Raw genomic sequence first — 24,534 nt, forward strand, 5'->3', positions numbered from 1 at the left:
GAGTGTGGTCGCAAGCGAGTAACACGGAAACAAATTGTCTGGTTTCGGCTGAGCGAAAAACTCACCAAAAATATCAAACCATTGATTTATAAGGATTTTTAAAAGTTGGCACGCGTTCTGCTATCTCTATGGCATAACAAGAATAAAAAGCAGCAAACCAATAAAAATAAGACGTACCGACTCTGACATAACAAAAACAACACGACAGAGACGCAGCTAACAGATTTTTTTGGAGAAGGTGTGCTTTTCAGGGTGCTCTCAGGAGTGACCCGCAACCGGGCAGAGAACAATAAAACTACCTTCAGGTAGCTCCCGAATCAGTTGGATCGTTTAACGAGAAAGCAGATCAGCGCTCAAAAAAATACGTTTGCTCTTGACCCCGGATGGGGGTCGCCAAAAACAGCGGTAAAGGGCCACGGTTACCAAAAACAACAACAGACCGACCCTCAATAATAAAAAAGAGCACGCGACGACAAAATTAAAGGGGAGCCTCGGCTCCCCTTTGTGCTTTCTGTGTTTTGTGTTTTTAAAAGATCTTCAATGCAGCGCCTTCAACTCCTCAATACTGATCTCACGCATCCTGAATTTCTGGATCTTGCCCGTCACCGTCATCGGAAACTCTTCGACGAACTTGAAGTGTCGCGGCGTCTTGAAGTGTGCGATGCGCTCCTTGCACCAGGTTTGCAGCTCCAGCTCGGAAGCACTGTGGCCGGGGTGAAACTTGATCCAGGCAACAATCTCCTCACCGTAACGCGAACACGGAATGCCGATCACCTGCACGTCCGCCACCGCCGGATGGGTGAAGAAAAACTCTTCCAGCTCACGCGGATAAATGTTCTCGCCACCACGGATGATCATGTCCTTGTTACGCCCGGCGATGTTCACGTAACCCTCGTCATTCATGCTCGCCAAGTCGCCGGTGTGCATCCATCCGGCCTCGTCGATGGCCTCGGCGGTGGCCTGCGGGTTGCTCCAGTAGCCGAGCATCACGCTGTAACCGCGGGTGCAGAGTTCGCCGATAGTGCCGCGTGGAACCAGGTTGCCAGCCTCGTCGATGATCTTGCTTTCGAGTTGCGGCTGGGTGCGGCCGACGGTGGTCACGCGCAGCTCCAGTTCGTCGTTCGGCCCGGTCTGGAGCGAAACCGGACTGGTTTCGGTCATGCCATAGGCGATCTGCACTTCGCTCATGTGCATCTCGCTGATGACCCGGCGCATGACTTCGATCGGGCAGGTAGCACCGGCCATGATCCCGGTGCGCAGGCTCGACAAGTCGAATTCGGCACGCTGCGGCTGATCGAGCATGGCAATGAACATGGTCGGCACGCCGTAGAGCCCGGTGGCTTTTTCCTCGGCGACGGTTTGCAGGGTCAGCAACGGATCGAAGGCATCGTTGGGATAAATCATCGTGCTGCCGTGGGTGATGCACCCGAGGTTGCCCATGACCATGCCGAAGCAGTGATACAGCGGCACCGGAATCACCAGTCGATCAAGCGGCGTCAGGCCGATGCTTTCGCCGACCATGTAACCGTTGTTGAGAATGTTGTAATGACTGAGGGTCGCGCCCTTGGGGAAACCGGTGGTGCCGGAGGTGTATTGAATGTTCACTGGTTGATCGAAGTGCAGGCTGTCGCTGCGTTCGCGCAATTGTTGCGGGGAGATGCTGACGGCCAGATCGGCCAGTTGCGACCACGGCAGAAAACCTGGCGGCGACTGGGTGTCGAGACTTATCACCCCGCGCAGATCCGGCAGGCGTTCGCTGCGCATCTGGCCGATGGACTGCTCGGCCAGTTCCGGTACCAGCCCTTGCAACATGCCGTGATAGCTGGAGGACTTGAACGCGCCGGCGCAGACCAGCCATTGGCAACCGGATTGCTTGAGCACGTATTCCAGTTCGGAGCTGCGGTAGGCCGGGTTGATGTTGACCAGAATCACGCCGATCTTCGCGGTGGCCACTTGCGTGATACACCACTGCGCGCAATTCGGTGCCCAGATACCGAGCCGGTCACCGGCCTGTAAACCCAATGCGAGCAGGGCTCTGGCATGCAGATCCACCGCGTCGGCCAACTGTCGCCAGGAATAGCGCAACTGCTGATGCCGCACCACTAGCGCCTCGCCATCCGGGTATTGCGCAACGGTCTGGTCGAACTTCTGCCCGATGGTCATCGCCAGCAAGGTTTTGTCCTGGGAGCCACGGGTATAGCTGCGCTGCGGGTGTGCACTGGGTTGATCCATGACGACCCCTATTGTCTTTATTAGTGGGTTTAGCAATCTTGAACTGCCCCTACTCTCGCTCAAGTTGACGTTAACGTAAAGGGTGATTGACAGCCATTCCTCACAGGCTTACGTTAACGTAAAGGTGAGAGCAGCACGACCGCCCTCCCTACCCTACAAAAAAGCCAAAAGGTGACCCATGAGCTACCCATCCCTGAACTTCGCCCTCGGTGAAACCATCGACATGCTGCGCGATCAGGTTCAGTCCTTTGTCGCTAAAGAGATCGCCCCACGTGCGGCGCAGATCGACAGCGACAACCTGTTCCCGGCCGACATGTGGCGCAAGTTCGGTGACATGGGCCTGCTCGGCATCACCGTGCCGGAAGAGTACGGCGGCGCGGGTTTGGGTTATCTGGCGCACGTCGTGGCGATGGAAGAAATCAGCCGTGGCTCGGCCTCGGTGGCGTTGTCCTACGGCGCGCATTCCAACCTCTGCGTCAACCAGATCAACCGCAACGGCAACCACGAACAGAAAATCAAATACCTGCCGAAGCTGATCAGCGGCGAGCACGTCGGCGCGCTGGCCATGAGCGAGCCGAACGCCGGTTCTGACGTGGTTTCAATGAAACTGCGCGCCGACAAACGTGGCGACCGCTACGTCCTCAACGGCAGCAAAACCTGGATCACCAACGGCCCCGACGCCAACACCTATGTGATCTACGCCAAGACCGATCTGGAAAAAGGCGCCCACGGCATCACTGCATTTATTGTCGAGCGCGACTGGAAAGGCTTCAGCCGCAGCAACAAGTTCGACAAGCTCGGCATGCGCGGCTCCAACACCTGCGAGCTGTTTTTCGATGACGTCGAAGTGCCGGAAGAGAACATCCTCGGCGTGCTCAACGGAGGCGTGAAAGTGCTGATGAGCGGCCTCGACTACGAACGCGTCGTGTTGTCCGGCGGCCCGACCGGGATCATGCAGTCGTGCATGGACCTGATCGTGCCGTACATCCACGACCGCAAGCAGTTCGGCCAGAGCATCGGCGAATTCCAGCTGATCCAGGGCAAAGTCGCCGACATGTACACCCAACTCAACGCCAGCCGCGCTTACCTCTACGCAGTGGCCCAGGCTTGCGAACGTGGCGAAACCACCCGCAAAGACGCCGCCGGCGTGATCCTCTATACCGCCGAACGCGCCACGCAAATGGCCCTCGACGCAATCCAGATTCTGGGCGGTAACGGTTACATCAACGAATTCCCTGCGGGTCGCTTGCTGCGTGACGCCAAGCTGTACGAAATCGGCGCCGGCACCAGTGAGATCCGTCGCATGCTGATCGGTCGCGAACTGTTCAACGAAACCCGCTAAACGGAGCTGGCCATGGCAACCTTGCACACTCAGCTCAACCCGCGTTCAGCGGAGTTCGCCGCCAACAGCGCGGCAATGCTCAAACAGGTCGACGCCTTGCACACCCTGCTCGCCCAAGTGGCCCAGGGCGGTGGCGCGAAAGCTCAGGAACGGCACACCTCGCGGGGCAAACTGCTGCCGCGTGAGCGCATCAACCGCTTGCTCGATCCGGGCTCGCCATTTCTGGAAATCAGCCAATTGGCCGCCCACGCCGTTTATGGCGAAGACGTGCCGGCTGCCGGGGTGATTGCGGGGATTGGCCGGGTCGAAGGCGTCGAATGCATGATCGTCGCCAACGACGCGACCGTGAAAGGTGGCTCGTACTATCCGCTGACCGTGAAAAAGCACCTGCGCGCGCAGACCATCGCCCAACAAAACCGTTTGCCATGCATTTATCTGGTCGACTCGGGCGGCGCCAACCTGCCACGCCAGGACGAGGTGTTCCCGGATCGCGAGCACTTCGGGCGGATCTTCTTCAATCAGGCCAACATGAGCGCGATGGGCATTCCGCAGATTGCCGTGGTCATGGGCTCGTGCACCGCCGGCGGCGCTTATGTGCCGGCGATGGCCGACGAAGCGATCATGGTGCGCAATCAGGCAACGATTTTCCTCGCCGGCCCACCGCTGGTGAAAGCCGCGACCGGTGAAGTCGTCAGCGCCGAGGATCTGGGCGGCGCCGACGTGCACTGCAAGATTTCCGGAGTCGCTGACCATTACGCCGAGAGCGACGAACACGCCCTCGCCCTCGCCCGCCGCAGTGTCGCCAACCTCAACTGGCGCAAACTCGGTGAAGTGCAACAGCGCGCACCGATTGCTCCGCTCTACAGCAGCGATGAGTTGTACGGCGTGGTGTCGGCCGACGCCAAGCAACCGTTCGATGTGCGCGAAGTGATCGCGCGACTGGTCGACGGCTCGGTGTTCGATGAATTCAAAGCGCTGTTCGGCACCACGCTGGTCTGCGGGTTCGCTCACCTGCACGGCTACCCGATCGCGATTCTGGCAAACAACGGCATCCTCTTCGCCGAAGCCGCGCAAAAAGGCGCGCACTTCATCGAACTGGCCTGCCAGCGCGGCATCCCGCTGCTGTTCTTGCAGAACATCACCGGCTTCATGGTCGGTCAGAAATACGAGGCCGGCGGCATCGCCAAGCACGGCGCGAAACTGGTGACCGCCGTGGCTTGCGCCAAGGTGCCGAAATTCACCGTGATCATCGGCGGCAGCTTCGGCGCCGGTAACTATGGCATGTGCGGTCGCGCCTACGATCCGCGTTTTCTGTGGATGTGGCCGAACGCGCGGATTGGCGTGATGGGCGCTGAACAGGCCGCCGGCGTGCTGGTGCAGGTCAAGCGCGAGCAGGCTGAGCGTAGCGGCCAGGCGTTCAGCGCCGAGCAGGAAGCCGAGATCAAGCAACCGATCCTCGACCAGTACGAAGAGCAGGGTCACCCCTACTATTCCAGCGCACGGCTGTGGGACGACGGCGTCATCGACCCGGCGCAGACCCGCGATGTGCTGGCCCTGGCCTTGTCCGCGTCGCTGAACGCGCCTATCGAACCGAGCCGCTTCGGCGTGTTCCGGATGTGATCGGGAGAATCTCATGAGCGATTTCAACACCCTCGAATTGCAAAGCGACCCACGAGGTTTCGCCACCCTGTGGCTCAACCGCGCAGAAAAGAACAACGCCTTCAACGCCGAAATGATCCGCGAACTGATCCTCGCCCTCGACAAGGTTGCCAGCGATGCCAGCCTGCGTTTCCTGCTGGTGCGCGGGCGTGGCAAACACTTCAGCGCCGGCGCCGACCTCGCCTGGATGCAGCAATCGGCTGAACTCGATTACCACACCAACCTCGACGACGCCCGCGAGCTGGCGGAGCTGATGTACAACCTCGCCAAGCTGAAAATACCGACCTTGGCCGTGGTGCAAGGCGCGGCGTTCGGCGGCGCGCTGGGATTGATCAGTTGCTGCGACATGGCCATTGGCGCCGATGACGCGCAGTTCTGCCTGTCGGAAGTGCGTATCGGCCTGGCACCCGCAGTGATCAGCCCGTTCGTGGTGCAGGCCATTGGCGAGCGCGCGGCACGTCGTTACGCACTGACGGCCGAACGTTTTGGCGGTCAACGGGCGCGGGAAATCGGCTTGTTGTCCGAGAGCTATCCGGCAGTTGAAATTGATCAACGCGTCGAGCAATGGATCGACAATCTGCTGCTCAACAGCCCTGCCGCCATGCGCGCGAGCAAAGACTTGCTGCGTGAAGTAGGGAACGGAGCGCTGACCCCGGCGCTGCGCCGCTACACCGAAAACGCCATCGCCCGTATCCGCGTCAGCCCCGAAGGCCAGGAAGGTTTGCGCGCGTTTCTGCAAAAACGCCCGCCGAACTGGCTAGCCGCAACTACTACCAAGGAGCCGCGTTGATGAGCGCACCTGTTCTCACCACCGTGCTGGTGGCCAACCGTGGCGAAATTGCCTGCCGGGTCATGCGTACCGCCAAAGCCCTTGGCCTGACCACTGTCGCCGTACACAGCGCCACCGACCGCGAAGCGCGGCACAGCCGTGAAGCGGATATTCGGGTTGATCTCGGAGACAGCAAAGCCGCCGACAGTTATCTGCAAATCGACAAGCTGATCGCGGCGGCCAAGGCCAGCGGCGCACAGGCGATTCACCCAGGTTACGGCTTTCTTTCGGAGAACGCCGGTTTCGCCCGCGCCATCGAAGCGGCCGGCCTGATTTTCCTCGGCCCACCCGCCTCGGCCATCGACGCGATGGGCAGCAAATCCGCAGCCAAAGCGCTGATGGAAACCGCCGGCGTGCCGTTGGTGCCGGGTTACCACGGTGAAGCGCAGGATCTCGAGACCTTCCGCGCTGCCTGCGAACGCATCGGCTATCCAGTCCTGCTCAAGGCCACAGCGGGCGGTGGCGGCAAGGGCATGAAAGTCGTCGAGGACGTCAGCCAACTCGCTGAGGCACTGGCCTCCGCTCAACGTGAAGCACAGTCGTCGTTCGGCGATTCGCGGATGCTGGTGGAGAAATACCTGCTCAAGCCACGCCACGTGGAAATCCAGGTGTTCGCCGATCAGCATGGCAATTGCCTCTACCTCAACGAGCGCGATTGCTCGATCCAGCGCCGTCACCAGAAAGTCGTCGAAGAAGCACCGGCACCGGGCCTGACGGTGGAACTGCGCCGTGCGATGGGCGAGGCGGCCGTGCGTTCGGCGCAAGCAATCGGCTACGTCGGCGCTGGCACCGTGGAATTTTTGCTCGATGCGCGTGGCGAATTCTTCTTTATGGAGATGAACACGCGACTGCAGGTTGAGCACCCGGTGACCGAAGCCATTACTGGCCTGGATCTGGTGGCCTGGCAGATTCGCGTTGCCCGTGGCGAAGTATTGCCGATCACTCAGCAGCAAGTCCCGCTCAACGGCCACGCGATTGAAGTGCGGCTGTATGCCGAGGATCCTGCGAATGACTTCCTGCCCGCGACCGGGCGCCTGGCGTTGTACCGTGAATCGGCTGAAGGGCCGGGACGCCGAGTCGACAGTGGAGTGGAAGAAGGTGATGAGATTTCGCCGTTCTACGACCCGATGCTTGGCAAGCTGATTGCCTGGGGCGAGGATCGAGAACAAGCGCGATTGCGTTTGCTGAGCATGCTCGATGAGTTTGCGATTGGCGGATTGAAGACCAATATCAATTTCCTGCGGCGGATCATCGCTCATCCGGCGTTTGCCGCGGCGGAACTGGATACCGGGTTTATTCCGCGTTATCAGGAGCAACTGTTGCCGGCTCCGGGTGAGTTGAGTGATGCGTTCTGGAACGTCGCGGCGCAGGCGTTTGCACAGAGCCTGCCGAGTATTGCTCGGGCGGATGATCCGAGTTCGCCGTGGACTGCAAACAACGGTTTGCGTGCAGGTCTGCCGCAGCAGATCACCCTGCATTTAAGTTGCGAAGGCCAGGATCGGGCGCTGACACTGGATGCAGGTGGCAACGCCAAACTGAGTGGTGAAGCACTGGTTATCGAGCACGACGGTGTACGTCGTAACTTGCGCGCGATCCGCCAGGGCGATTCGCTGTATCTGCAATGGGAAGGCGAGTTGCGCCGTATCCAAACGTACGACCCGATCAGCGCCGTCGAGGCCAGCCATAGTCATCAAGGGGGGCTGACTGCGCCAATGAACGGCAGCATCGTGCGAGTTCTGGTGGAAGCAGGGCAATCGGTCGAAGCAGGTGCGCAACTGGTGGTGCTGGAGGCGATGAAGATGGAGCACAGCATCCGTGCGCCACATGCAGGAGTGATCAAGGCGCTGTATTGCCAGGAAGGTGAAATGGTCGGCGAAGGCAGTGCTTTGGTCGAACTGGAAGAGGTGTGAATGGAGGATCGATCCTACGCCGGGCGAGGATCGATCTGACTAGAATCGCGCCGTTGCCTGAACCACGACCCCGATGATTCGACACTCATCGGTGAACAGGGCCTTCGGCCAGGTCGGATTGAGCGGCACCAGGTAACGCTGGCCGCCCTCTTCGTCGAGCTTGCGAAATATCGCTTCTTCGCTGCCCTGCCACTGGGCAATCACCAGCTTGCCGGGCACAGCTTCCACCTCCGGATCCACCAGGATCAGCGTGCCTTCGGCAATACTCGGGCCACTGGGTGCGGTCATCGAATCCCCCGCCACCGCCAGCCAGAACGCAGCACCTCGGGCGTGGTAGTCCGTCAGTTCGAAGCGCTGTCTATCCGTTGTCGGCACATAGACTGCCGAACCGCTCTCACGCACCTCGCACGGTGCGCGCCAATCGCTGACCGGGTATCGGAAGTAAGGGTTGTACTTCTGCGCCAGCGGCATGTCATCGTCAGGCGCTTCCTGTGGCTCGCGGATCACCAGCACCACTTCAAGGAAGTCCATACCCAGCGCCTGCAGCACGCGGTTCATTTCAGTGATGCCCGGTTCCCGGCGTTTGTTCAGCCAATGGCCAATCCCGCCCTGGGACATACCGACGCGCTCTCCGAGCTCTGTTTGAGTGATTTTGAGTTCACTCATCTTGGCCTTGACCAACTCAATCCATTTATCCATGTGCGGCACCTTACGCGGACGCCTTCGGCCGGCAAAACACATATTGTAGTATTTAAATTCTAGTCACAACTACACATCGTATTATCCTGAAGGCACGGATTTCCAATCGAACAAGGAGTGGCTCTTCATCATGAATATCAGCAGCAAAGACTTGCCCGATCTGCAAATGGACACCACCTTCACCTCGCCACAAGGCAACGCGGCGGCGCAGCGAGCCCTGGATTATTACTTGAAACCAGCTGTGTCAGAACCTGAGGTGGATGAACGCTTTTTCAATGTCAGACGCCACCTCAGCGGCGAAGAAGCTCTGGTGCACGCTTCCGATCTGTTGCGCTGCGCGGCCGCCACTGCCTTCAAGGCAGCAGAAAACCTGCAAGGCGCGAGTCGCGATCTGGCCTTTTCGGTGGTGCACATGGTGGATATGGCGCGGGCGATGGTCGACCATTCGATCGATGGCGATGACGTCTGAGGGACAGGAATTCGGACGGACAGGAAAGAGTTTTCCAATCGCGCAGATAAAAACATTTGACTTGCAAATGATAATGATTATTATTGCAAGCAGCTGGTCGCGAGATCAGTCGATGGGCCAGAGACCTTAGGTCGGTCTTCTGGACTATCTCCTCATCAGGCTAATCACGGTTTTTGACCCGGCTTTTTGCTGGGTCTTTTTTTGCCCGTTTTTCGGGCTTATGGCTTCAGGCTAATGAAGTCTTTAGGTACTGCAAATTCGATGGCGCGGATAATATCAAAAGAATATCGGTTGGCAAGCGAAGCCCGGCCACATTGGGGCAAACTAATGACAATTAGCACTTGAGAATCAATCGCATAGCTTCTAAGCTGCGTCCGCGTCATGGAGGACGCCCCCCGCCAACATCCGTAATTCCCCTCGGTTTCACCGCTGTCTTGCGTGTAAAGTAACGGCCATAAAAATCATATTCAGGAATCGACTATGACCGTGGCCAAATCTTCGTTCGACATCAGCGCCAACTTCGATAGCGGCAATATCCAAGTCATCGACATCAGCAATCCGCTCAACCCGGTTCTGGCCATCCGCCCAGACACCCGCAGCGCGCATTTCCAGTGGTTCCATTTCAAGGCCAGCGGCCTGCACGTCGGCCAGGAACACTGGTTTCGCCTGAACAACGCCAGCCAGTCCACCTACGCCAAGGGCTGGCCCGGCTATCAAGCCGTAGCGTCCTATGACCACGTCAACTGGTTCCGCGTACCAACGATTTTCGAAGGCGACTGCCTGCGTTTCTCCCTTGAAGCCACCCAGACCCACGCCTGGTTCGCGTATTTCGAACCCTACAGCCGTGGCCGTCACGACTGGCTGATCGAACAAGCCCTGACCAAGGCCGGCACCGAGTTGCTGGCGACCGGCAAGAGCGTCGAAGGTCGCGACATTCAACTGTTGCGCAAAGGCAGCGGTGCCGAAGGCCAGCGCAAAGTCTGGATCATCGCCCAACAGCATCCTGGCGAACACATGGCCGAATGGTTCATGGAAGGCATCATCGAGCGTCTGGAAAGACACGATGACCCGGTGCTGAACAAATTACTCGCCAGCGCCGATCTTTACCTGGTGCCGAACATGAACCCGGACGGCGCCTTCCATGGCCACCTGCGCACCAACGCAATGGGCCAGGACTTGAACCGTGCCTGGCAGAATGCCAGTCAGGAGATCAGTCCTGAAGTCCTGTTCGTACAGCAGCAAATGGAAAAGTACGGTGTCGATCTGTTTCTGGACGCCCATGGTGACGAAACCATTCCCCACGTGTTCACCGCCGGTTGTGAAGGCAATCCGGGATACACACCGCGGATCGAGAAGCTCGAAGAGCATTTCCGCAGCCACCTGAAACACACCACCAAAGAGTTCCAGACCAAGTACGGCTACACCCGTGACGAACCGGGCCAAGCCAACATGACCCTGGCGTGCAACAGCGTCGGCCAGAAGTACGATTGTCTGTCACTGACCCTCGAAATGCCGTTCAAGGATCACGACGACGCACCGAATACGGAAACCGGCTGGTCGGGCAAACGCTCGAAACAGTTGGGCAAAGACGTGCTGACCACCATCGCCGACATGGTCGATACCCTGCGCTGATACCCTTCCCCGCGTTACCAAAAGATCGCAGCTTGTCTGCGATCTTTTGCTTTGTGCTGTCCATGGATTCGACATAGGTGGTTGCAAATCAAAACCAGAGTGCATACCTTGATTCTGGTTTTAATTTGAAACCCAAAAGGGAATCCGGGTATGAAATCTCAATCACTTAACAGCAGTGTCGTGCTGCTTTTCGCCGTCGCCTGCGGCCTGGCCGTGGGCAACGTGTATTACGCACAGCCGCTGCTGGATGCCATGGCCGAGGCGTTTGCCATGTCGCCGGCCTCCATCGGCATCGTCATTACGCTGACTCAAATCGGTTACGGCGTTGGGCTGGTATTGCTCGTGCCGCTCGGTGATTTGCTGAATCGACGACGGTTGATCGTCACGCAAACGCTGTTGTCAGCGGCGGCGTTATTGATTATTGCGCTGGCCCCCACGAGTCTTTGGTTATTGCTTGGCATGACGCTGACCGGTTTGCTCGCGGTGGTCACTCAAGTCTTGGTGGCTTACGCGGCGACACTGACAGATCCGGCACAACGCGGTCGCGTAGTCGGCGTCGTTACCAGTGGCATCGTTGTCGGCATCCTGCTGGCGCGCACGGTCGCCGGAGCCATGGCCGATCTGGCCGGATGGCGAGCCATCTATTGGTTGTCGGCGGGACTGACATTGGTGATGGCTTTGCTGCTGTTTCGCGTGCTGCCCAAAGCAGAAGCGCCGCAACCGGCGACACGTTACAGCGCACTGATCGCCTCGGTATTCAGCCTGTTCAAGGAAGAGCCGGTTCTGCGCCAACGCGCACTGCTCGCTCTGCTGACCTTCGCCAGCGCCATGGTGTTGTGGACGCCGATGGTGCTGCCACTGGCCGCCCCACCGCTGTCGCTTTCCCACAGCGAAATCGGATTATTCGGACTCGCCGGTGCAGCAGGCGCACTGGCCGCCGCGCGCGCCGGACACCTGGCCGACCGAGGCTTGGGCCAATGGGTCAGCGGGCTTTCGCTGCTGTTGATGCTCGGCTCGTGGCTGCCGATCGCCCTCACCCAATCCTCGCTGTGGGCGTTGCTGCTTGGAGTGATTACTTTGGATCTAGGCCTGCAAGCCGTGCACGTCACCAGCCAGAGCATGATCTACAGCGTGCGCCCTGAAGCGCAAAGCCGCCTTACCGCCGGTTACATGCTGTTTTATTCGATCGGCAGCGCGTTGGGCTCAATCGGATCAACCGCCATGTATGCGTGGGCCGGTTGGACTGGCGTGTGCCTGCTGGGTGCAGGCATCAACGCGGTCGCGCTGGGCTACTGGTGGCTGACCCTGAAAAGCGGCGCACCTGAACGATGCGCTACCCAAACGGGCTAACTGCGGTCCCGCCCACGCAACATACTTTCGAGTACCTCGTCGCGGCGCACCCAGCCATGGAACAACGCCGCCGCCAGGTGCAGCAGCACGGTCAGAAACAACAGATACGCCAGATACCCATGGGCTTTGCGCAGAAACGCAAACACCTGCGCATCGGCCGGCACAATCGACGGCAACTGCAACGAACTGCTGAGCATCACCGGCTCCCCCGAGGCGCTGATCATCGCCCAACCGAGCAGCGGCAACACCAGCATCAACGCATACAACAAGACGTGCGAAGCCTTGGCGGCCAGCACTTGCCAGTCCGGCAGATCCGCCGGCAATGGTGGCTGGCGCGTCGAGAAACGCACCAACAAACGTACGATCACCAGCGCCAGAATCGCAATACCCAACGGCTTGTGCAGATTGATCAGCCATTCATGCCGTTCTGAGACCGAGGTGACCATACCGGCACCAATAAACAGCATCGCGATGATCATCACCGCCATCAGCCAGTGCAGCAGCCGCGCCAACAGCGCGAAATGAGTCGGTTGCGTGCTCATGGGCGAGCCTCCTGTTTGGCGGCGGGCAATTGGCTGACTTCGCTGGTGCGACGCAGGTAGGAATCGGCGTAACCGGCGGAGCGAGCGGCCAGCAATGGATCGTCGGAACCTTGAATCCCGGCCGGTAAAACCAGTGGGTCGTAGTTGATGTCACGGCACTCGCCGCTCAATTGCGGCTGTGTTTTCTCCAGCACCAACGTGCCGGCGTTCAACACCTTGCGACCCTCGGGCCAGGTTTTGCTGGCGTCGTTCACCGGATCATCGGCGTTAGCCAGGGTGATATTCAACTGAAAACGCAGTGGTGCAGCAGCCATGCGCTGCACCAGGTCTTTCTCCAGAAAGTCGCCGCCCTCGGGGGCGGTGGCGCCTGCAGCGTCCTGAGCCAAAGGCTTCATGCTCCAGCGCACGGCCTGTTTTTTCCCGCTGGCATCCACCAGATAGAAGGCATTGATGCTGTTATAGGTTTCAGTGGCGTAGCTCGCCGATGGTTTGGCGGTCTTCACCCAAGTGAGAAACGGCACGGCTTCCGGGTGCGATGCGAAGAATGCCGGCACCTTGGCCGGGTCCGGTTTGCCGGTGGCCGGATCCGGCGACTGCGCCTGTTGCAGTTGATAGAACGCCTCGGGCGTACCCACCGGAAACACCGGCATGCTGTTCATCCCGGTGCGCCACTGCTGGCCGTTGGCCTGGGTGAAACGCAGCGCCAGACTGCGAATCGGTACGCTGCTGTCCGGCGCATAAGGATTGCCCGCTGGCAACGCAAAACGCCCCACCACCGGGGTGCGTGGCTCGTTGAATACCTGCGCGGTCGAGAACGCTCGCGCCTCGCCGCTGCTCTCGAAATGGCCGATGACGCAAACGCCCTTGCCGTGATTGCGGCGGAACCCGGGATGCACACCGTTGTTCTTTTCAAATACATCGACCAGCGCCTTGGGCGTCAGACGTTGTGGGTCAAAGTTGCCATGCACGTAGGCAAACGCCCCGGCCACTGCTGCGACCACCACGGCTATGCCGCCAAGACGCAAAATCAGGCTCGCGGCACTCAGTGGCGGGCGCTGCGGCCCGCCTGTGGGTGAAGTGCGATCAACCATGAATAACTCCAGGGCCATCGGCCACAAATAGGAAGAATCAGCAAGACGCACCCCGTCAGGGTTTATTCCACGGCCCGGTATTTATTTTTCCGAACGTGGAATAACCTCCAACGACGGACGTCTCCCTAGTCCACAGCGTAGTGACTAGCAGAAATTCATGAGCGAATTCGACGAACAGTTGAGAGAAATCATTCCCAGATTGCGCCGCTTTGCCGTGTCGTTGACGCGCAACAGCAGCAGCGCCGACGATCTGGTACAGGCGAGCCTGGAGCGGGCACTGTCGAGTTGGGGCGATAAACGCGCCGAGGGCGACCTGCGTGCCTGGCTGTTTGCGATCCTGTATCGACAGTTTCTCGATGCTCATCGCCGTTCTCGCCGCTATGCACGGATGCTTGAGTTTTTTACCGGTCGCGACGAGGTCGAGCCTTCGGTGGAGCGCACGGTGATTGCCCAATCAACCCTGCAAGCCTTCGACCGATTGCCCACCGAGCAACGCGCCCTGCTAATGATGGTCTCGGTTGAAGGCCTTTCCTATAAAGAGGTCGCCGAGATCCTTGGCGCCCCGATCGGCACCGTGATGTCGCGCCTGTCCCGCGCCCGCCAGGCCTTGCGCCAACTCAGCGACGGCGAAATCAGCAGCCCTTCTTTGCGGATACTCAAATGATCAGCCTGCCTCCCAGCGAGCGTGACCTGCACGCTTACGTCGACCACCAGCTCAGCGACGCCGACCGGCGTGTGCTGGAAACCTGGCTGGTCAGCCACCCGGATGAAGCCGCGCAAGTGCGCGGCTGGCAACAGGACGCCCAGCAACTGCGTGCGGCGCTAAGTGGCGCGCTACAGCAACCGGCCAATCCGGCGCTTGATCCGTCGATGATTCGTCAGCGCCGCAAACTTCAGTCGCGCCGCCATCTGGCCAGCGCTGCAGTGTTGCTGATCGCGGTCAGCGTCGGCGGTTTCAGTGGCTGGCAGGCGCGGGAAATGACCCTCGTGCGCGCCTCCATATTGCCGATGACCGATGCGTTGCAGGCCTATCGACTGATTGCCCAGCAAGGCATATTGCCGGCCGATTACAAGGTCGATGGCGACGGCGATATGCAGCGCTGGCTCGACCGCTATTTCAATCAGGCGGGGCGCTTGCCAGACCTGAAGTCGGCCGGATTTGAACCGGTCAGTGGTCGCCTGCTCAGCACCGATGAAGGTCCGGCAGCGATGGTGATGTATGAGGATCGCGGTGGGCACAAGGTGAGTTTTTATGTGCGACCGCCGGGGCCGAAAAACACCTTTTTGCCCCGTGGCAGCCGCAGTGATGGGGATTTGCAGGCCGAGTATTGGTCGGGTGGCGGGTACAACTATGCGATGGTCAGCCCGGTTGATACGCCAGCGGCGCAACAGCTCAAGCAATCGCTGCAATTCTGAAACACGCGTGCTCAGAAACCGACATCCAGCACCACATTGTCCAGATATGTCCCCGCCGGCGGTGTGGTCTGGTCGGTGTAGATCTTTGCGTTGTAATTGAAAATCTGGCTGCCGGTACCCAAGCCGTTACCCGGATTGACCTCGGCATCGGTACTCGCCCGACGTGCAGTGCCGACACTGCCCCAACGCGTCGTGCCGGCGCTTTTGAAAATGTCATAGGCCAGGTAGTTGCCGCCGGAGATCATCCGCCGTCGCCCACCCACGCTTACCGGGTTCTGACCGTCGCTCAAGCCCACGGTGTAGGCGCTGCCCTTGGTGCAAGCCAGATTGATGGTCTGCCCGGTTACCGGCGTAAAGGCACTGACCACCGGCGCACTGCCAAACGCGATGTTCGGCGCGGTAATCGTGCAATCGTTGGACACGGTCAGGTTGACGGTCAACGTGGTGGTTCCATTGTTGATATCGCGCCCGAGGCAGATGGCACCGATGCCAATCCCCGAGCAGTAATTCCAGTTCCAGAAAATACTCAGGGTCTCGGTGTACACCCCGGCAGCAACGTTGCTGCCGATGGTCGTTCTCAGATAGAGCGGCACGGTTTTCGGCGTCGTCCCGTTAAGCAGCCCCAAGGCATCAATGATGCCATTGCGGGCGAAGTCATAGGCCGTGCCCCGCGTCAGCGGGTAACTGGTGCTGTTGTTGGCGTAGATCGTGTAACCGATGACATCACCTGTCGGCCCGACCAGGCCACTTTGGGTCGAGGAGACGGTGGCCCAGAAGTTGTCGCTGCTGCTCAACAACGTCAACAGGGAACCCGTACAGCTCAAACCACCATTGAGGGTAGAACTGGGTTGCGATGTGGTGCGTACGGCAATCGAACTGAGCGTACCGAAGGCCGCCGGCGTGGTGGTGACAACTGAACACAAGGCTTGCGCCGCCCCCGGCAGCATCAGCGCCAGCCACAGACACAAACGGACGCCTATCATTGGCACACCAACGGACCAATCAGCGGCACCTGGCTCTGATTCATGTCCACGCTGAACTGCGCCTTGCAGGTTTTGCCATCGGCCAGCGTGACCTTTAAAGAGTTCTGCGCCTGAAGATTTTCCAGATAGACCAGCCCGTCCCACCCGACCACCGTGTTTGTGCCGCTCTGTTCATGCAACACGCCTGCGCCCAGCGGCAATTCACGCTGTTGTGCATCGACTAACACAATGCTCGCCGCGATCACCCGGGCCAGCGGGAATTCCAGCAAGTACCCGCTGCCACGCCGAACCGCGATACGCTGCTCGACATTCGGACTACGCACGTTGGCCGGCAGATTCAGCGGATCGATTTCGTATTTGCCACGGTAATAAGCACTGCTCCACGGTACTAACAGATGTCCGTTCTTGTCGGTCTGACCCACTTGCTGGTTTTCATAGCGCACCGGAATGTCGGCAAAACCATCGGTACTGACCACGACAAACGCATCGTCGATGCGGTTGGCGGCGAACACCTGCTGATCCATCCACACCAGCGAGCCACTGGCATCGGCCCAACGGGTTTCGGCGTCCGAGGTACCATAAACCCCGGCCTGCAACTGCACCGATTGCAGACGCCAGGTCACGTCAGCCTGACGGTAATCGGCGCCGTCCCCCTTGGCGTAACCCAGATTGAAGCCCACCCCGCCCTCGGATGGCACCGCGCGGCTGTAGTTGATCCGCTGCTGGGTCTGCCCGGTCTTGCTGCGTTCACTGCTGATCGCCAGGCTGCCACGCAAGTCAAACGGAATCACCAGTTGCGCCTGCACCGCCCAGTTGCTGTCGCCGATCTCGCGGTTGGCAGACAGGTAGAAACTGCTGTTGCGCCACAGCGGTTTGCTCCAGCTCAGATTGAGCAGGCGCGTGCGCGAATCGTCAGCCGCGCGCACATCGAAATACCCGGCACCGAGGCTGCCCCAGCGCTCGAGATTGAGGCTCAGGGTGGCCTGTTCGCTGCGGCGGCTGAGGCTGATGTAGGGGCTGTCGACCACGGTCAGGTCGGCGTATTGATCGTGCCGTTGCAGGCGTTGATAAGAAAAACTGAAGCGCTGGTTGCTGTACTGGTAACCCAGGCTCAACTGCTGGCCACCGTCGCCCTCGAAACGGCTCTGGCTGATCGCACTGTTGAGCACGCCGAAATTGCCGAGCCGCAGGTTCCCCCCGAGCCCTGCGAGGGTCAGGCTATCAGCGGCTTCGGCGTGGCTCTCGAGGGTGAAAGTGTCGCTGACGCCATAACGCAGGCTGCCAGAGGTCACGCCCGGCCCGTAACTGAAATCCTTCAGGGCGTAATCGCGACGCAACGTACCGGCGGCCACGGAAAAATCACTCAAACCCTTTTGCAGCAAACTGCTGGTGACATAGAACGGCACTGTGGTCGAAACCTGCCGACCCAGCGCATCCGTAGTCACAACCACCGCTTCGCCAGCGCCATTGATGAACGGAATGTTGGTCAGCGTATACGGCCCAGGTTGCAGGTCGGCGCTGCTGGATTTGTAGCCATTGATAAACAGATCCACCGAGGACGGCACCGCCGCTTCGCCGGCAAACTGCGGCAGTGGATAGGTGACCAGATCCGGGCGCACCGCGAAGTCCCGGGAGAACTGCACGCCGCCCAGCCGAACCGAACTGCTCCATGGCAACGCGCCGCTGATCACGTCGCCGGCTTCGTAGGTGAGCATTCGCTCATCATCGGAGTAACGCCACGTGGTGTCATAACGCAGGTAGCCGTTGTTCAGCGTACTGAGCGAATCACCGGACAAGGTGCGCCGATACTGCCCGGTATTGGACAAGGTGCCCCAACTGTCGAACAGCCGCACTTCATTCCAGGCCGCCAGATACGTGCCGGCATCGTCGGTGTCGTTGAGGTACAGGTCATAGTTGAATAGCGCGCCGAAACTGCTCAATGCCGGGGTTCGTGGATAAGCCTGGCGATTGCCGATCAATTGCTCCGGCAGCCAGTCCGGCGGTACGTCGAGAAGCAAGCGCTGACCGACGCTGTCGTAATCGCTGTGCAGCCCCGGCAGACCGTCGAGGTCGACTTCTACGCCGAGGTTATCGGGCAGTTTCATACCGGTTTCGCGCAACGCCGTGGCCGGCAGATACAGTCGCCCACCGCGCTGCTCCACCGCCACCACGCGGCCGGTATTCATCTGGTTGACCACCAGTTCCAGAAACAACTGTGCATCACTTACGGCCTCCATGCCGCTGGGCGGTGGCGGCAGCTCGCCGGCCCCGGTTGGTTGAACGAACACCAGGCAACAAGCGCCGGTCATGAGCCACAACGGACGCTGAATACGGCGAGCCCATCCTGAGCTCATACGCGCTTTACGTCCGTCAATGGACTCAATCCTCCTGATACTGCTTTAACCGACGCCAGCTATTGGGACTCGAATCCTCAGCGTGCCGGGGTGATGCTCTGCACTTGGGGCGCGCCATTGACCCGCACCTGCAACGCCGAATCACCGGCCAGCGAACCCGGTGCCGGCCAGCGCATCACCGCCCCCGGCAGCACATAACCCAGCAGGCCTTCAGCCACAGGTTTGCTCTGTCCACCCTGTTTGATAGCCACGTCGGTCAGCCGCGCATGGACCGCACCCTGATTGCGCACTTCCACATAAGGCCGGCCGTCGACCGCCACTGTGCGCCAGCTCAATTGCGGCAGGCCGATGCCTTTGGGATCACGTGGGCGCGTGCTGTCCTCTTTGCTCCACAGCCCCGCACCGTAGGCAAACAGCGGGACCGAGTAACGCATCTGGAAACGAATGGCCGCCGCCGTTTTGCCACCGTCAGCGGAGGCCGGTTGTGCAGAAGGGATTTCGTCGATGATGATGCGGTAGGCCAGTTCCTGCCCCGGGGGTACGTCTTTGGTTCGGGTCAGGCGCACCAATTGCTTTTGCCCCGGTTCGATCTTCGCCACCGGCGGACTGCCAATCACGTCGCGCTGATTCTGGTACTGCTCTGCAAAACCGTTCTGGCTCCAGGCGAAGACGCGAATCTGCAGATTCGCGGTTTCATTGCCACGGTTTTCCAGCCACAACGCGCTGGCCTGTTGGTCGGCCTCAAGCACCGGATCAATCGGCCAGATCAATACCGAACTGGCCGCCTGCGTATGGCCTGCTGCGAACATGGCCAGCGCCAACATTGCGTTCTGAATGAACAAGTGCCGAGATGTAACTGACCCCATAAAACCGCTCCCTGTCGAACAACCTTCGCCTCACCACGACAGCTGCACCTGCAGCACGTCGCTGTACGTCCCCCCAGGCTGATTGCCCGGCAATTGCACCTGACCGTAAATCGGCAGGCTGATGTTGTTCGCATCGCTGTAGGCCACCGCTACGCTCTGGCCGATGCCCAGGCTCTGGCTGTACGCGGCATCGCGAAACAGCGAATACGCCACCCGCGCACTTCCACTGTTGACCTGCATGTGCCGGCCACTGCTGTTGTACTGGCCGCCATCGACGCTCATGTTCAATGTCACCCCCGGCGTGCATTGCAATTGCACGCCACCGGTCAACGCGACCTGCACCGTGCCGGTGGCCAGGGCTGAACGCGAGCCGAAATTCAGCCCTCCATAGTTCGACACCCCACCCACCACCAGACACCCCGCCGTGACCGTGGCGCTGACCTGGAAGCTCTGACTCGTCGCCGCCGTCAGCGGCAGCGGCGCACTGCCCGCACAAAGCAGGAGCAGCGCGATGCAGCCATGCCGGCGCATGGCATCAGAACGTCAGTTCAACAGCGACAGTGTCGGTGTAGGTCCCTGCCGGTAAACCGGCCTTGCCCACTGCCTGACCATAGATGTTCACCGTTTGTGCTACGCCAGTGCTGGCGGCCAGATTGATCGTGCCGTCAATCGCCAACAGCTGCGAATGCCCGGCATCGGTGTACAAGTCGTACGGCACGTAGTTAGCGACACCGTCGTACAGCGCGCGCGTGCCGCCCGGGGACATGCCGTCATGGGAGCCGGCACGAACCTTCACCGTCGGCGTGGTGCCGCTGGAACAGAGAATCGACAGCGCCCCGCCGCCACCACCCAGCACTTGCCCGGTGGCAGTGGTGAACAGGCTGTTGGCAGTGCCGAAGTTCAAGGCACCGAAGTTCAGACCGGTGGAGCCGCCAGCGCCGTTGACCTGACAGCTGCTGATCAGGATCAGGCTGGAGGTGATCTGGCCGGTGACAGTGGTGGCGGCATGGGCACTGGAAACCAGCGTCAGGCCGAGCAGCGACAAACCTATCCTTGATGCAAACGTACGCATGGTGTCCGTCCTCTACGGGGTTACCAGTCGAGCGTCACCGTCAGGGTGTCGGTATAGACCCCTGCCGGAACCGCGCGGGTATTCGCCACCACCGAGCCAAATACCGGAATGGGTATCTGTGCACCGCTGGTGACAGCGAAATTGTGTTGTTGGCCGATGCTGTAGCTTTGGTTGCCGGAGGCATCGAGAAACAGCTGATAAGGGATGGTCTGGCGGCCGTTGCTCAGGCGCCGGGTATTGCCGTCACCATGGGCGCCACCGTCGATGGTGACGGTGAAACCGGTGACCGAAGGGTTGCACGCGACGTTGAGTTTGCCGCTGCTGTCGCTGTCGAGGCTAGCGTTGATCGGCGCGTTCCAGGTCGGGCCCTGAAGGCCGAAATCAAGCTTGCCAAAATCGCTGACCGGGCTGGAGGGATTGCTGGTGTTGGTCACTTCACAGCCGGCAATCAGGATCAGCCGCGCATGAATCTGCCCGCTCACCGCCGCTTGCGCGTCGTCAGCGAGTAATGCGAGCGTACCTGCCGCCACGACCACCCAGTGCTTGCCTGCCATTTCGCCCTTCCCTGCTCCCTGAGGATGACTCAACCACCGCGCTCATCATTGAACGCCTTCCCTGCGCAACCCGAATCCGGTGGATTGCCGACTAAAACCCTGCGATCACCAGGTGACCGTCACCTTGACCAGATCCGAGTAACGGCTGACCCGCGGCACTTGCGCCAAACGCTCGATCCGCGCGTACAAGGGCAATTCCACTGTGCCGCTGTCCGGCACTCGACCGCTGACCGGTACATCCACCACCAACGGCACGCGCCGCGCGGCGTCCTGATACAACCGGTAAGGAATCGGCTTGCTGCCCGCATCGCCAACCATGTAACGCACTTCGCCGACACCGCCGTGCAAACCGCCATCGACGCGCATCTGATACGGCGTGTCCGGATTGCACTCCAGACGCGGCAGCCGCTGATTGGTCAGCGCCGCCGCCAGTGGCCCTGCCGGATCGTCGAGACGCGCTGTGCTGCCGAAGTCGAGCACACCCAGTTGCTCGATACCGGCCTCGCGCTGCTGGCCGATCAACTGGCAGCCGCGCTGCACATCGACCCGTACTTCGACCTGAAGATCCGTCGCGTATGCGGGTGCAACAAGCGCACCCAGCAGTCCCATGACCACACGTGCATTCACTGTCCCATTCCTTGTCAGGGATCGCCCGAAGGTCGTTAATGTGTTTCAGATTAGCAACGGACGACGATTGCGCCAGTCGATTGGATCCACGGATAGTCGGGGATATGTTTCGAAAGGTTGGCAGCACGTCGGATCCTGTCGCTGAAAATAGCTGTACGAACCGCACAATATTGTTCAATGACCGCCCACTCTCGACCGGCTGCGGTGGAAGGCTGACTCCGCGTCTGGTTACACTACGCCGCCGCGCTCCCGGGAGCCGGTTTGACGAACACGGAGTGACCGCAGAGTGCCCGCCCAGCCGCCGAAACGATCGCCACTGACCCAGCGCTGGCTGGCGTTGCGCCGTTTGTTCGGCAAAGGTCTGCCTGCCAGCGCAGGCCATGACGCCAGTGCCCGGTCGATCCGCGATTACTTCCGCCACAAGGCTCACGGCCAGGGTTACACCCTCAGCCAGAGCCAGCAGCGCGTGATCGACTGCATGGCGCAGCAGGCCAGTCTGCTGTTCGGTGCATCACGGCAGACGCCGCCGAGTCTGTACCTGTACGGCGCCGTCGGGCGCGGCAAGAGTTGGTTGCTCGATGGTTTCTTCCAGGCGCTGCCGATCACGCAGAAACGCCGCCTGCATTTCCATGAGTTCTTCGCGCAACTGCACCAGGGCATGTTCCGTCATCGCCAGCAGGACGATGCCCTCACCCTCACGCTCGATGAACTGCTGCACGACTGTCGGGTGCTGTGTTTCGACGAGTTTCATGTGCATGACATTGGCGATGCGATGCTCATCACACGGCTGTTCAAGGCGTTGTTCCAACGCGGGATTTTGTTGTTGGTGACATCCAACTATCAGCCGGAAGGCTTGCTGCCCAACCCGCTCTATCACGCTCGTTTCAAACCGGTGATCGAGCTGATCAACTCACGCATGCAGGTTATGGAAGTGGGTGGGGCTCACGACTATCGAAGTCTGGCGCGCAACCATTTGCATCAGGTATTCACCCAAGGCCATTACGTGTGGCCAGCCACGCCAGCCCAGCGCCAGGCCCTCAACCTGCCGCCCGAAGATGCGCCGCCCCTGTCGTTAGCGGTTGGCACCCGACACTTTCAGGCACGCCTGTGCGAGGAGCGGCGTGTTGGCTTTACCTTCAATGACCTATGCGAACAGCCAACGGCGGTGATGGATTTTCTGGAAATGTGTCGGCGATTCGATCAATGGGTCATCGATGACTTGCCCGAACTCGCCGAATGCTCGATCGCCGCGCAACAGCGCTTCATCAACCTGATCGACGTGCTGTACGACCAGGACAAACACCTGACGCTGCTCGGTAGGCTGCCGCTGGGCGAAAGCCTGGCGGGCAACGCTATCGACCTGGCCCGCACGCGGAGTCGGTTGGGACAGTTGCAAGAAGTGCACGCCTGATAACGTTCCAAAGATCTGGAGCAGCCTGCAACTACAGCTTTGCCGCTATCATGTCGCCCATTCCCAGCGACCCCTCTATTGCGAAGACTTTCATGCACACCCTTGCTCAATTGCGCGCCGGCGAACTGTCGGGCATCACGCGGCTGGATCTGTCCTGCGGCCTGACCGAATTCCCGCCGGAGATCTTCGATCTGGCCGAAACGCTGGAGGTGCTCAACCTCAGCGGCAACGCCTTGAGCAGCCTGCCGGATGATTTGCATCGGCTGACCCGCCTGCGCGTGCTTTTCTGCTCCGACAACCAGTTCAGTGAACTGCCCGCTTGCCTCGGCCAATGCACCGCGCTGACGATGATCGGCTTCAAGGCCAACCACATTGTCGATGTGCCCGGTGCCGCCCTGCCACCGCAGCTGCGCTGGCTGATCCTGACCGACAACTGCATCGAAACCCTGCCAAATGAACTGGGCGAACGTCCTTACTTGCAGAAACTCATGCTGGCGGGCAATCAGTTGCAATCGCTGCCGCAATCCCTGGGCAACTGCCATCGACTGGAACTGATCCGCATCGCCGCCAACCGCCTGACCGAGTTACCGCAGTTTCTGCTGACGCTGCCGAGCCTGACGTGGCTGGCCTACGCCGGTAATCCGCTGGAAACCGAAGCCGACGCCGCCGCCCTTGAAGCCACGCCGCAGATCGACTGGTCGGCGTTGCGTCTGGAGCAACAACTCGGTGAAGGCGCCTCCGGGGTGATTTTCCGGGCGATCTGGCAGCGCGCCGATGGCTCGGCGCAACCGGTCGCGGTCAAGCTGTACAAAGGCGAGATGACCAGCGACGGTTCGCCGCTGCACGAAATGAACGCCTGCATCACCGCCGGATTGCACTCGAATCTGATCCGGGTGGAAGGCCGTATCACTGGCCACCCCGACGGACAGCAGGGGCTGGTGATGCAGTTGATTGACCCGAGTTTCCTCAATCTGGCGGCTTTGCCGAGCCTGGCCTCCTGCTCACGGGACGTGTATGCCGATAATTGCCGGTTCAGCGCCGATGTGGCGCTGCGCATTGCCAAGGGCATCGCTTCGGCAGCCGAGCATCTGCATCAGCAAGGCATCACCCACGGCGATCTCTACGGGCACAACATTCTGTTGAACGATCAGGGCGACTGTTTATTGGGGGACTTCGGTGCGGCGTCTTTCCATGCCACAACGGACAACTTCGAAACCCGCGCGCTGCAACGCATTGAAGTGCGGGCGTTCGGGATTTTGCTTGGAGAATTGCTGGCGCGCATCGACTCGGGGTTAAGTGATGATCGCCGTGGGGTACTGGAAGAACTGCAGCGGCGCTGCTGTCAGGCGGATGTGCTGGGGCGGCCGGGGTTCAGTGAAGTGATTGAGGTACTGGAAAAGCAGTGACCGCTACGCGGTCAATCGCCAGCAGGCTGGCTCCCACATTGGAATGCATTTCAACTGTGGGAGTGAGCCTGCTCGCGATGAGGGCATCAC

Annotated in this window: 22 protein-coding genes; 11 read left to right on the forward strand and 11 right to left on the reverse strand. The window is 60.1% G+C overall.

The features are described from left to right. Nucleotides 1-537: 537 nt before the first annotated feature. Nucleotides 538-2,232: an AMP-binding protein gene (locus ACA074_RS17390; RefSeq protein WP_497677470.1), complete on the reverse strand. Its 1,695-nt coding sequence runs from the start codon at nt 2,230-2,232 to the stop codon at nt 538-540. Nucleotides 2,233-2,410: 178 nt separating this feature from the next. Between ACA074_RS17390 and ACA074_RS17395 the strand changes: the two genes are divergently transcribed. Genes ACA074_RS17395 through ACA074_RS17410 form a run of 4 tightly spaced genes read left to right on the forward strand, consistent with a single transcriptional unit; the run spans nt 2,411 to nt 7,972 of the window. After that, nucleotides 2,411-3,574, forward strand: a complete 1,164-nt coding sequence (locus ACA074_RS17395; protein ID WP_497677471.1) for an isovaleryl-CoA dehydrogenase — start codon at nt 2,411-2,413, stop codon at nt 3,572-3,574. A gap of 12 nt (nt 3,575-3,586) precedes the next feature. Further along, nucleotides 3,587-5,194, forward strand: a complete 1,608-nt coding sequence (locus ACA074_RS17400) for a carboxyl transferase domain-containing protein (protein WP_187680448.1) — start codon at nt 3,587-3,589, stop codon at nt 5,192-5,194. A gap of 13 nt (nt 5,195-5,207) precedes the next feature. After that, on the forward strand, nt 5,208-6,023 hold the full coding sequence (locus ACA074_RS17405; RefSeq protein WP_187680449.1) for a gamma-carboxygeranoyl-CoA hydratase: 816 nt from the start codon (nt 5,208-5,210) through the stop codon (nt 6,021-6,023). Further along, nucleotides 6,023-7,972: an acetyl/propionyl/methylcrotonyl-CoA carboxylase subunit alpha gene (locus ACA074_RS17410; RefSeq protein WP_497677472.1), complete on the forward strand. Its 1,950-nt coding sequence runs from the start codon at nt 6,023-6,025 to the stop codon at nt 7,970-7,972. The genes ACA074_RS17405 and ACA074_RS17410 overlap by 1 nt, the downstream gene beginning before the upstream one ends. Nucleotides 7,973-8,011: 39 nt before the next feature. Here ACA074_RS17410 and ACA074_RS17415 read toward each other — a convergent pair whose 3' ends face one another. Next, the gene (locus tag ACA074_RS17415) at nt 8,012-8,671 is read right to left on the reverse strand and encodes a LexA family protein (RefSeq protein ID WP_497677473.1); all 660 of its coding nucleotides are present in this window, start codon (nt 8,669-8,671) and stop codon (nt 8,012-8,014) included. A gap of 130 nt (nt 8,672-8,801) precedes the next feature. On the opposite strand from ACA074_RS17415, the gene ACA074_RS17420 reads away from it, so the two are divergent. From ACA074_RS17420 to ACA074_RS17430, 3 genes are all read left to right on the forward strand, one after another. Further along, nucleotides 8,802-9,140: a DUF6124 family protein gene (locus ACA074_RS17420; RefSeq protein WP_187680452.1), complete on the forward strand. Its 339-nt coding sequence runs from the start codon at nt 8,802-8,804 to the stop codon at nt 9,138-9,140. A gap of 480 nt (nt 9,141-9,620) precedes the next feature. Beyond that, nucleotides 9,621-10,772, forward strand: a complete 1,152-nt coding sequence (locus ACA074_RS17425) for a M14 family metallopeptidase (protein WP_497657636.1) — start codon at nt 9,621-9,623, stop codon at nt 10,770-10,772. A gap of 150 nt (nt 10,773-10,922) precedes the next feature. Then, nucleotides 10,923-12,122: an MFS transporter gene (locus ACA074_RS17430; protein WP_401268573.1), complete on the forward strand. Its 1,200-nt coding sequence runs from the start codon at nt 10,923-10,925 to the stop codon at nt 12,120-12,122. Here the strand turns inward: ACA074_RS17430 and ACA074_RS17435 are convergent. After that, nucleotides 12,119-12,664, reverse strand: coding sequence for a cytochrome b (locus ACA074_RS17435; protein ID WP_497677474.1), 546 nt, complete (start codon nt 12,662-12,664; stop codon nt 12,119-12,121). The two genes, ACA074_RS17430 and ACA074_RS17435, sit on opposite strands and share 4 nt — an antisense overlap. After that, nucleotides 12,661-13,755 (reverse strand): catalase family peroxidase, encoded by a 1,095-nt coding sequence (locus tag ACA074_RS17440; RefSeq protein WP_497677475.1) that lies wholly within the window; start codon nt 13,753-13,755, stop codon nt 12,661-12,663. The genes ACA074_RS17435 and ACA074_RS17440 overlap by 4 nt, the downstream gene beginning before the upstream one ends. 157 nt (nt 13,756-13,912) lie before the next feature. On the opposite strand from ACA074_RS17440, the gene ACA074_RS17445 reads away from it, so the two are divergent. Further along, complete coding sequence (locus ACA074_RS17445; RefSeq protein ID WP_497677476.1) at nt 13,913-14,419, forward strand: sigma-70 family RNA polymerase sigma factor; 507 nt, start codon at nt 13,913-13,915, stop codon at nt 14,417-14,419. Continuing rightward, complete coding sequence (locus ACA074_RS17450; protein ID WP_497677477.1) at nt 14,416-15,171, forward strand: anti-sigma factor family protein; 756 nt, start codon at nt 14,416-14,418, stop codon at nt 15,169-15,171. The genes ACA074_RS17445 and ACA074_RS17450 overlap by 4 nt, the downstream gene beginning before the upstream one ends. An 11-nt stretch (nt 15,172-15,182) precedes the next feature. Here ACA074_RS17450 and ACA074_RS17455 read toward each other — a convergent pair whose 3' ends face one another. The 7 genes from ACA074_RS17455 to ACA074_RS17485 all read right to left on the reverse strand — a co-directional run bounded on the left by ACA074_RS17455 (nt 15,183) and on the right by ACA074_RS17485 (nt 21,627). Next, nucleotides 15,183-16,154: a Csu type fimbrial protein gene (locus tag ACA074_RS17455; RefSeq protein ID WP_497677478.1), complete on the reverse strand. Its 972-nt coding sequence runs from the start codon at nt 16,152-16,154 to the stop codon at nt 15,183-15,185. Then, nucleotides 16,151-18,508 (reverse strand): fimbria/pilus outer membrane usher protein, encoded by a 2,358-nt coding sequence (locus tag ACA074_RS17460; RefSeq protein ID WP_497677479.1) that lies wholly within the window; start codon nt 18,506-18,508, stop codon nt 16,151-16,153. The genes ACA074_RS17455 and ACA074_RS17460 overlap by 4 nt, the downstream gene beginning before the upstream one ends. 77 nt (nt 18,509-18,585) lie before the next feature. After that, complete coding sequence (locus ACA074_RS17465) at nt 18,586-19,374, reverse strand: fimbrial biogenesis chaperone (protein ID WP_497677480.1); 789 nt, start codon at nt 19,372-19,374, stop codon at nt 18,586-18,588. A gap of 30 nt (nt 19,375-19,404) precedes the next feature. Beyond that, nucleotides 19,405-19,905, reverse strand: a complete 501-nt coding sequence (locus ACA074_RS17470) for a Csu type fimbrial protein (RefSeq protein WP_187680462.1) — start codon at nt 19,903-19,905, stop codon at nt 19,405-19,407. 4 nt (nt 19,906-19,909) lie between these two features. After that, nucleotides 19,910-20,446, reverse strand: a complete 537-nt coding sequence (locus ACA074_RS17475; RefSeq protein WP_305438669.1) for a Csu type fimbrial protein — start codon at nt 20,444-20,446, stop codon at nt 19,910-19,912. A 20-nt stretch (nt 20,447-20,466) separates the two neighbouring features. Continuing rightward, complete coding sequence (locus tag ACA074_RS17480) at nt 20,467-21,000, reverse strand: Csu type fimbrial protein (RefSeq protein ID WP_489880292.1); 534 nt, start codon at nt 20,998-21,000, stop codon at nt 20,467-20,469. 105 nt (nt 21,001-21,105) lie between these two features. Next, nucleotides 21,106-21,627: a Csu type fimbrial protein gene (locus tag ACA074_RS17485; protein ID WP_497677481.1), complete on the reverse strand. Its 522-nt coding sequence runs from the start codon at nt 21,625-21,627 to the stop codon at nt 21,106-21,108. A 286-nt stretch (nt 21,628-21,913) separates the two neighbouring features. On the opposite strand from ACA074_RS17485, the gene zapE reads away from it, so the two are divergent. Both zapE and ACA074_RS17495 read left to right on the forward strand, forming a co-directional pair. Beyond that, a complete protein-coding gene (gene zapE / locus ACA074_RS17490; protein ID WP_497677482.1) occupies nt 21,914-23,038 on the forward strand; it encodes a cell division protein ZapE in 1,125 nt (374 codons plus the stop codon). Between the two features lie 92 nt (nt 23,039-23,130). Further along, complete coding sequence (locus ACA074_RS17495; protein ID WP_497677483.1) at nt 23,131-24,444, forward strand: leucine-rich repeat-containing protein kinase family protein; 1,314 nt, start codon at nt 23,131-23,133, stop codon at nt 24,442-24,444. Nucleotides 24,445-24,534 lie beyond the last annotated feature (90 nt).

This window comes from Pseudomonas sp. LBUM1655, assembly GCF_059716085.1.

Coding starts and splice junctions, on each gene's coding strand:
- ACA074_RS17390 (WP_497677470.1), bottom strand. CDS start 2,232: ATGGATCAACCCAGTGCACACCCGCAGCGCAGCTATACCCGTGGCTCC.
- ACA074_RS17395 (WP_497677471.1), top strand. CDS start 2,411: ATGAGCTACCCATCCCTGAACTTCGCCCTCGGTGAAACCATCGACATG.
- ACA074_RS17400 (WP_187680448.1), top strand. CDS start 3,587: ATGGCAACCTTGCACACTCAGCTCAACCCGCGTTCAGCGGAGTTCGCC.
- ACA074_RS17405 (WP_187680449.1), top strand. CDS start 5,208: ATGAGCGATTTCAACACCCTCGAATTGCAAAGCGACCCACGAGGTTTC.
- ACA074_RS17410 (WP_497677472.1), top strand. CDS start 6,023: ATGAGCGCACCTGTTCTCACCACCGTGCTGGTGGCCAACCGTGGCGAA.
- ACA074_RS17415 (WP_497677473.1), bottom strand. CDS start 8,671: ATGGATAAATGGATTGAGTTGGTCAAGGCCAAGATGAGTGAACTCAAA.
- ACA074_RS17420 (WP_187680452.1), top strand. CDS start 8,802: ATGAATATCAGCAGCAAAGACTTGCCCGATCTGCAAATGGACACCACC.
- ACA074_RS17425 (WP_497657636.1), top strand. CDS start 9,621: ATGACCGTGGCCAAATCTTCGTTCGACATCAGCGCCAACTTCGATAGC.
- ACA074_RS17430 (WP_401268573.1), top strand. CDS start 10,923: ATGAAATCTCAATCACTTAACAGCAGTGTCGTGCTGCTTTTCGCCGTC.
- ACA074_RS17435 (WP_497677474.1), bottom strand. CDS start 12,664: ATGAGCACGCAACCGACTCATTTCGCGCTGTTGGCGCGGCTGCTGCAC.
- ACA074_RS17440 (WP_497677475.1), bottom strand. CDS start 13,755: ATGGTTGATCGCACTTCACCCACAGGCGGGCCGCAGCGCCCGCCACTG.
- ACA074_RS17445 (WP_497677476.1), top strand. CDS start 13,913: ATGAGCGAATTCGACGAACAGTTGAGAGAAATCATTCCCAGATTGCGC.
- ACA074_RS17450 (WP_497677477.1), top strand. CDS start 14,416: ATGATCAGCCTGCCTCCCAGCGAGCGTGACCTGCACGCTTACGTCGAC.
- ACA074_RS17455 (WP_497677478.1), bottom strand. CDS start 16,154: ATGATAGGCGTCCGTTTGTGTCTGTGGCTGGCGCTGATGCTGCCGGGG.
- ACA074_RS17460 (WP_497677479.1), bottom strand. CDS start 18,508: ATGAGCTCAGGATGGGCTCGCCGTATTCAGCGTCCGTTGTGGCTCATG.
- ACA074_RS17465 (WP_497677480.1), bottom strand. CDS start 19,374: ATGGGGTCAGTTACATCTCGGCACTTGTTCATTCAGAACGCAATGTTG.
- ACA074_RS17470 (WP_187680462.1), bottom strand. CDS start 19,905: ATGCGCCGGCATGGCTGCATCGCGCTGCTCCTGCTTTGTGCGGGCAGT.
- ACA074_RS17475 (WP_305438669.1), bottom strand. CDS start 20,446: ATGCGTACGTTTGCATCAAGGATAGGTTTGTCGCTGCTCGGCCTGACG.
- ACA074_RS17480 (WP_489880292.1), bottom strand. CDS start 21,000: ATGGCAGGCAAGCACTGGGTGGTCGTGGCGGCAGGTACGCTCGCATTA.
- ACA074_RS17495 (WP_497677483.1), top strand. CDS start 23,131: ATGCACACCCTTGCTCAATTGCGCGCCGGCGAACTGTCGGGCATCACG.